Origin of the sequence: Niveispirillum sp. (assembly GCF_017996735.1) — a bacterium.
Classification (GTDB): Bacteria; Pseudomonadota; Alphaproteobacteria; order Azospirillales; family Azospirillaceae; genus Niveispirillum.
The window spans coordinates 35,862-42,379 of record NZ_JAGOGJ010000053.1; the positions used below are offsets into that span (position 1 = coordinate 35,862).

7 protein-coding genes are annotated in these 6,518 nt (G+C 66.6%); 6 read left to right on the top strand and 1 reads right to left on the bottom strand.

What is annotated here, in order from left to right; genetic code table 11:
* Positions 1-231: 231 nt before the first annotated feature.
* The 5 genes from KBA48_RS17140 (at position 232) to KBA48_RS17160 (ending at position 4,517) form a co-directional block, all read left to right on the top strand.
* On the top strand, positions 232-921 hold the full coding sequence (locus KBA48_RS17140) for an isochorismatase family protein (RefSeq protein WP_292908539.1): 690 nt from the start codon (positions 232-234) through the stop codon (positions 919-921).
* A 17-nt stretch (positions 922-938) separates the two neighbouring features.
* Positions 939-1,892: a polysaccharide deacetylase family protein gene (locus KBA48_RS17145; RefSeq protein ID WP_292908541.1), complete on the top strand. Its 954-nt coding sequence runs from the start codon at positions 939-941 to the stop codon at positions 1,890-1,892.
* Positions 1,892-2,815, top strand: a complete 924-nt coding sequence (locus tag KBA48_RS17150) for a polysaccharide deacetylase family protein (protein WP_292908543.1) — start codon at positions 1,892-1,894, stop codon at positions 2,813-2,815. The genes KBA48_RS17145 and KBA48_RS17150 overlap by 1 nt, the downstream gene beginning before the upstream one ends.
* A 100-nt stretch (positions 2,816-2,915) precedes the next feature.
* Positions 2,916-3,710, top strand: coding sequence for a GntR family transcriptional regulator (locus KBA48_RS17155; RefSeq protein ID WP_292908545.1), 795 nt, complete (start codon positions 2,916-2,918; stop codon positions 3,708-3,710).
* A gap of 24 nt (positions 3,711-3,734) precedes the next feature.
* On the top strand, positions 3,735-4,517 hold the full coding sequence (locus KBA48_RS17160) for an enoyl-CoA hydratase-related protein (protein WP_292908547.1): 783 nt from the start codon (positions 3,735-3,737) through the stop codon (positions 4,515-4,517).
* Between the two features lie 142 nt (positions 4,518-4,659).
* On the opposite strand, the gene KBA48_RS17165 is transcribed toward KBA48_RS17160, so the two are convergent.
* A complete protein-coding gene (locus KBA48_RS17165) occupies positions 4,660-5,379 on the bottom strand; it encodes a GntR family transcriptional regulator (RefSeq protein WP_292908549.1) in 720 nt (239 codons plus the stop codon).
* Positions 5,380-5,566: 187 nt separating this feature from the next.
* On the opposite strand from KBA48_RS17165, the gene KBA48_RS17170 reads away from it, so the two are divergent.
* Positions 5,567-6,518, top strand: a 952-nt coding sequence (locus KBA48_RS17170; protein ID WP_292908551.1) for an MmgE/PrpD family protein, incomplete at its 3' end; no start/stop codon positions are given.

Genomic DNA, 6,518 nt, shown 5'->3' on the forward strand with positions numbered 1-6,518 from the left:
CGGCGAAGGGTCATGGCCCATGCCCCTTGGAGGCCGCCGACTGGCGGCCCGCGCACCCATGTGCGCGCAAGCCCAAGCCGCCGGATGGCGGCGCCCGGCGCGTGAGGGCGCGTGCACAGACCAAGAGCAATGCTCCATGGCTCTTGGAATAAAATCCCCATTGATACGCCCCGGCAAATGCGATTAAATGGTATAAAGTTATACCAATCATCATGCAAACGAGGCGAACAGATGCGGTTTGAGCCGACGATGGTGCGGGAGGAAAAAACGGCCCGCCAGTTGTTTGAACAGGTGAAGGCCAATCCGACCCGCGCGAAGTTCGGCTTCGGCAGCCGGGTGGCCATCGTGAATGTCGACTTCCAGCAGGCCTATACGCGGCCCGATCTGTTCCCCAAGACCGCCTATGTCACCGACCCGGATCAGATCACGCATGTGAACCGGATCAGTGCGGCCGCGCGCCGGCTGGGCATGCCCGTCGTCTGGACCCGCGTGATGTACAAGCCGGATGCCGGTGATGCCGGCGTCTGGGGCACACGCACCAACACGCCCGACAGTTTGCAGAACATCAAGGCCGGCAGCGACCGCCACGCCTTCGACCCGCGCGTGGAAATCGACCCTGCCGTCGACCTTGTCTATGACAAGCGCATGCCGTCAGCGTTTTTTGAAACGCCGCTGCCCAGCTATCTGGTCTGGCACAAGGTGGACACGGTCATCGTGACGGGCGGCAGCACGTCGGGCTGTGTGCGGGCGACCGCAGTGGACAGCCTGTCCCACGGCTACCGCACCATCGTGGCGGAGGAATGCGTGGCCGATAAGCATGAAAGCTACCATTACGCCAACCTGACCGACCTTCTGCTGAAATATGCCGATGTCGTGACTGTGGCCGAGGTTGATGCCCATCTAGCCGCGCTGGCCGGTTGAGCGGGAGGACGGACACGATGCATAGCGATCCCCATCTCTACGATTTCTGGCCCTACCGTGACCGGCCTAAAATCACCTGGCCCGGCAACAAGAAGGTCGCCTTCTGGGTGGCGCCGAATATCGAATTCTATGAACTGGACCCGCCGACCAACCCGTCGCGCAAGCCCTGGGGCCGGCCGCATCCCGACATCGTGCCCTATTCGGCACGCGACTGGGGCAACCGGGTGGGGCATTGGCGGCTGATGGAGGTGATGGACGAGTTCAAGGTGCGCGGCAGCATCAGCCTGTCCGTTGCCATGCTGGACCATCACCCGGAAATCATCCGCGCCTGCGTGGACCGCGACTGGGAGTTCTTCAGCCACGGCATCTATAACACCCGTTATTCCTATAACATGACGGAGGCGCAGGAACGCGCCGTGCTGGAAGACAGCATCAAGTCCGTCATGGACGCGACGGGGCAGCGGATCCGGGGCTATCTGGCCCCGGCGCTGACCCATACCGAACGCACGCTGGACCTGCTGGCCGAATACGGGTTCTGGTATAGCTGCGACCTGTTCCAGGATGACCAGCCGCAGCCCCTGAAGGTGAAGGGCGACAACCGCCTGATCTCCATGCCCTACAGCCTGGAAGTCAACGACGTCATCACCTATGGCGTCTATCACCAGAGCCCGCGCGCCTATGCCGACGCCCTGATGCGCCATTTCGACCAGTTGCTGGAAGAAGGGGCGGAAACGGGAACCGTCATGTGCATCCCGCTGCACGCCTATCTGGTCGGCCATCCCCACCGGATCGGTCCGTTCCGCGAGGCGCTGCGCTACATCACCAGCCACCGCGACGATGTCTGGGTGACGACGGCCAAGGAAATCGCCGAATTCTACAGGACCAACCATTACGACCAGTCGCTGGCCGACATCGCCCGGCGCGGCAATGCACGGCCCGGCACCGGCTTCAACCCGAAAGGGGCCGTGTGATGAGCATCCTGCCCGATAGCTACCTCACCTATGCCAAGCGTCATGCTGGCCCGGATCATGACCATTATCCGGCCTCCCCCATCATCGACCGCGCGCCCATCGCCCTGCCGGGTGGGGCGAAGCTGGGCCTGTGGGTGGTGGTGCCGCTGGAATTTTTCCCGCTGAACCCGTCGGGGCAGCCCTTCAAGGCGCCCGGCGCCATGCAGACGCCCTATCCCGACCTGCGCCATTACACGACCCGCGACTACGGCAACCGCGTCGGCGCCTATCGCCTGCTGAAACTGTTCGGCAAGCTGGGCCTGCGCGCCACCTTCGCGGTGCAGGGCGCGGTGGCGGAACGCTATCCGGGGCTGGTCAGGGATGTCCTGTCCGACGGGCACAATCTCTGCGCCCATGGCTGGGACACGGACAGCCTGCACCATTCCGCCCTGCCGGCAGAGGTGGAGGATGGCTATATCACCCGCACCCTGGACGCGATCCAGACGGCGGGCGGCACCCGTCCCGATGGCTGGCTCAGCCCCGCGCGGGCCGAGGGCTTTGCCACGCCGGCCCGGCTGGCCGCCAATGGCATAAGCTGGTTTGCCGATTGGGCGCATGACGATCTGCCCACCCGGTTCCGCACGCCATCGGGCGATCTGGCCGCCCTGCCCCTGTCGAACGAGTTGGATGACTGGCAGATCCTGATCAACTACACCCGGCCCGAACATGAATGGGCCCTGCAGGTGACCGATGCGGCCGACTGGCTGCTGGATGAGGCGGGGCGCTTCAACAGCCCGCGCCTGCTGACCCTCACCCTGCGCCCCTATGTCAGCGGCCTGCCCTATCGCGTCAAGGCGCTGGGCGACAGCCTGAAGGGTGTGCTGGACCGGGCCGGGACCGTGGCGGTGACGCCCGGCGACCTGACCAGCGCCCTGTCGGCATGAGCCTGGGACGCTCCCGACCGCAACGCCGTCCTTGTGCCGCAGGCATAAGATGCGGATAAGTCGGGAGCATTCCCTCCCCATGCCCCCTGGACGCCCCTTCATGGACCAAGACTTGCCCTCGGCGGGATTGAGCCCGGATCAACTGGACCCCAGCGCACCTGTCCCGCTGTACCACCAGATCTATCTGGTGCTGCGGGAGAAGATCCGCACGGGTGAGTTTCCGGCCCAGTCGGTGATCCCGGGCGAGCAGGAGCTGGCCCGGCTGTTTGACGTGTCGCGCATCACCGTGAAGCGCGCGCTGAACGAACTGGCGGCCCATGATCTGGTCAGCCGGCATCGCGGGCGCGGCACGGTGGTGACGGCGTCCGCCGCCCTGCCCCAGGTCCATGGCAGTTTCGACAATCTGATCGACAGCCTGAAGACCATGGGGCTGGAAACGCAGGTCCAGGTGCTGGAACTGGCCGACCTGCCGGCCCCGGCCGCCGTAGCCACCCTGCTGGACATCGAGCCCGGCACACCGGTACAGCGGGCCGTGCGCCTGCGCAAATTGTCGGGCGAACCGTTCAGCTATCTGATCCAGTACATGCCCGCCGACATCGCCGCCCGGATCAGCCGGGAGGAAATGGAAAGCGTCCCCACCCTGGTCCTGCTGGAACGGGTGGACGCCACCCCGCACGAGGCGGAACAATGGATAACGGCGGTCGCCGCCGAACCCCACATCGCCACCGCCCTGGATCTGGCCTCCGGCTCCCCCTTGCTGCGGGTGGAACGGGTGATGCGGGACAAGGATGGGCGTGCGGTGCAGTTGATCCACGCCCATTACCGCCCCGACCGCTTCAAATATCATATGCGTTCCACCCGCAAATCCGCCGGAAGCTGGCGCGCGGACGGGTGAGCCCTTTCCCACTCAAGGTGTGACATGTCCGACAAGGTGATCCTGCGCCGCGACGCCGATGGCATCGGCCGCCTGATCCTGAACCACCCTGCCAAACGCAACGCCCTGTCGCAGGAAATGTGGCGGCTGGTCCGCACGCGGCTGGACGAGGCGGCGACCGATCCCGCCATCCGCGTGCTGGTGGTCCAGGGGGAAGGCGGCACCTTCGCCGCCGGGGCCGATATTTCCGAATTCGAAGCCGCCTATGAGACGCGCGAAAGCACCGCCGCCTATGCCGGCGATATTGCGGGCGCCATGGACGGGCTGGCCGATTTCGTGAAGCCGACCATCGCCATGATCCAGGGCGCGTGCGTGGGCGGCGGGCTGGGTCTGGCGCTGGCCTGCGACCTGCGCTTTGCCGCATCCGACGCCCGCATGGGCATCACACCAGGCAAGCTGGGCCTGGTCTATCCGCTGGGCGATACCAAGCGGCTGGTACAGGCCGTCGGCCCCAGCCATGCCAAGGACCTGCTGTTCACGGGCCGCCTGCTGGGGGCCGACGAGGCGCTGGCCATAGGGCTGGTCAACCGGGTGACGGCGGTCGATGCGCTGGAAACGGCCGTGCTGGACTATGCCGGGCAGATCACGGCAGCCAGCCAGTACACGGCACGTGCCACCAAGCGCATGATCAACCGTGTTCTGGGCGGGCAACTGACCGATAATGCGGAAACGGTGGCGGAATTCCTGGATGCCATTGAAGGCGAGGATTTCATCGAAGGCCGCAACGCCTTCCGGGAAAAGCGCAAACCGAACTTCACGTTCGGGTGAACGGGATCAGAGTTAACTGCCCTCATACCAGAGGGCAAAAGTTTTGACCCCTGGTATCCGCGCCGACGGGCGCGGCGGCGCGTGTGCCGGGCTGGCGGTCGCCAGCCTGCAATCCGCCAAGGGTCAAACCCTCGGCGGATTGTCACTCCCTTTCGCGATTGAAGCTCATCGAATAGACGAAGCGGTCGGCGGGATGCGCACTTTCGCTGGCCAGGAACAGGGCGCCCCTGGCGTCGTGATAGGTGCGGCGGGTGCGCAGGGCGGCGGCCCCCGGTTCACTGCCCAGCAGGGCCGCCAAACGGCTGTCCAGCACCATGGCGCTGATCTGTTGATCGATGCGGCTTGCCACCATACCGAACCGGGCCTCCACGGCGTCGGCAATGGTGGGGCTTTCCTCGATCTCCCCCTGCAGGGGCGCACAATCGGCGCGGATCAGGACACGGGTCAGGCCCACCACCTTGGCACCCTCGCGGCGCAGCCCGCGCAATTCGCGCCAGTCGCCGGGGTCCAGGCCCAGATCACGGGCCATGCCGTCGGCCGGCGCCGGCCCATAGGCCAGGATGGTCAGGCGGGCTGACCGCGCATATTGCAGCAGATCCTGAAACCCGCCCAGTGGCTGGACAAACAAGGCCGGCTCCGTCGCCGCCGCCACCATGGTTCCCGCCCGCCGCTTGCGCGTGACCAGCCCGGCGTCGGTCAACAGGCGCAAGGCGTCACGCGCCGTGTGGCGGGAAATGCCGTGGCGAGCGCACAGTTCCTGCTCGGTCGGCAGCAGGTCGCCGACCTTGTAGGTGCCATCGGTGATGGCGGCCCGCAGCAACTGGGCGATCTGCTGGTAACGGGGGACGGTCGCGATGGCCAATCTGCGCTTTCCTTGTCGTCGGACGGGGGGATGAAAGCCCCGTCGGCACGGCTTCGTCAACCGTGCCGGGGCCCCATGTCTCCACCTGTCGGACGCGCGAGATGAAATCCGTCCCGCCGAGCCATCGCATGGCTGTTTGATGGGGGGAAGCATGGTACGGATTTTTGTCCGGACAAATGGGGTCGTAATGACGCTGATCGCCCACTTCGCCGACCATCTTTCCCGCCCCGTTCCCACCGCGATGCGGAAACGGGCGGCGCTGCATCTGCTGGATTGGGCGGGCTGCGCCGTGATCGGCGCCACCACACCGGTGGCCGACGCCCTGGCCGCCGTCTTCCTGGATGGTGCGGACGGTCCCTGCGCCGTGATCGGGCGTGATGGCGGGGCGGGACCGGAAGCGGCGGCCCGCTATAACGGGGCGCTGGGCAACATCTATGAGATGGATGACGTGGACAAGCGGGCCCGGCTGCATCCCGGCCCGGTGGTCATTCCGGCTGCCCTGGCGCTGGCCCAGTCCCTGAACGCCGATGCCGACACCCTGCTGGACGCCATCGTGCGCGGATATGAGGCGGTGATCCGCCTGGGCCGCGCGCTGGGCGACGGGCATTACCGGGTCTGGCATTCCACGGCCAGCGCCGGCACGGTGGGGGCGGCGGCGGCCTGCGCCAGCCTGCTGGGCCTGGACCGGGACCGTCTGGCCCAGGCCATGGCGCTGGCCGTCACACGCACGGGCGGGCTGTGGGAGACGCGCAACGACCCGACGTCGAACGCCAAGCAGATCCACAACGCCCAGGCGGCCGGCGACGGGCTGCTGGCCGCGCGCATGGCCGCCGCCGGACTGCGCGGCCCGGCCCGAATCCTGGAAGGGACTGAAGGGCTGTTCGCGGCCACGGCCCCCGGCGCCACCCCCGCCGACCTTCTTACCGGGATCAGCCCGGCCGGATGGTGCATCGCCGATGTCAGCCTGAAACCCTGGCCCGCCTGCCGCCATGCCCATCCGGTGATCGACGCGGCCCTGGCCCTGCTGTCCAAGATGGGGCGTGACCGGCTGGACCTGCGAGAGGTGCGAAGCATCGCCATCCAGACCTATGGCGATGCCTTGCGCTTCTGTGACCGGCCGGACCCGCTCAGCGTGATCG